This window comes from Vibrio sp. 2134-1 (assembly GCF_033339495.1).
In genome coordinates, this window is sequence record NZ_JAWOUS010000206.1 from 1 (window position 1) to 913 (window position 913).

At 46.0% G+C, this 913-nt stretch carries 1 protein-coding gene and 1 pseudogene; both read right to left on the reverse strand.

Annotated elements, in window-relative coordinates:
• Positions 1-716, reverse strand: a pseudogene (locus R7R78_RS24955) (6-phospho-beta-glucosidase); the annotation flags it as partial.
• 10 nt (positions 717-726) lie between these two features.
• Positions 727-913 (reverse strand): PTS lactose/cellobiose transporter subunit IIA (locus R7R78_RS24960; RefSeq protein ID WP_225474479.1); only part of this gene is annotated, 187 nt, incomplete at its 5' end.

Genomic DNA, 913 nt, shown 5'->3' on the forward strand with positions numbered 1-913 from the left:
GGTTCTTCCCAAATGTTCTTCATACTGAAGTTAGCGCCATCTCCGACTTTCTCTAAGACGGTTTGAGTGATGTCTTCGCCTTGCAGCCATGCTTTGTGTACCCAGACCAGATGATTTAGACCTGCAAACTCCAACTGTAGCTCTTTAGGCTCGCAATCCATCATCTCTGCAATCATCATTTCCATTGAGACGGGTACATTACATAAGCCGATACTTTTGACTTTAGTATGCTTACTCACCGCTTCTGAGACGAGACCAGCAGGGTTCGTAAAGTTGAGCATCCAAGCGTTTGGCGCCAACTCTTCAATGTCTTTACAGATATCAAGAATGACCGGAATGGTTCTCAGTGCTTTAGCAAATCCGCCAGGGCCTGTGGTTTCTTGTCCGATCACATCGTATTTAATAGGAATTCTTTCATCGTTTGCTCGAGCAGCAAGCCCGCCAACACGGAATTGAGTCATGACAAAGTCAGCGCCCTTGATCGCAGCACGGCGGTCAAAATCCGCTTTAATTTCAATATCCGCGCCCGCTTTATCGACCATCCGCTGAGCCAAGCCTTTGATGATTTCTAGCTTTTCCGCGCCGGATTCTATGTCCACAAAGTGAATCTGTTTAACTGGCAAGTAATCCAAGCGTTTGATTACCCCTTCAACCAATTCCGGGGTATAGCTACTGCCACCACCAATAATGGCAAGTTTGATCGCCTCTCTAGACATAATGATTTCCTTACTTATTCGCGAGTTGCTTGTTCAAAGCGACAATCTCAACAGCCATTTCTTGCGCTAGAATCGTTGTCATTAAATGATCTTGAGCGTGCACCATAACCAGAGTCATCGGCACTTTGCCTTCCCCCTGATCTTCTTCGATCAATTGCGTCTGAATTAAATGCGCCTTGTTAATGCACTCTCTGGCT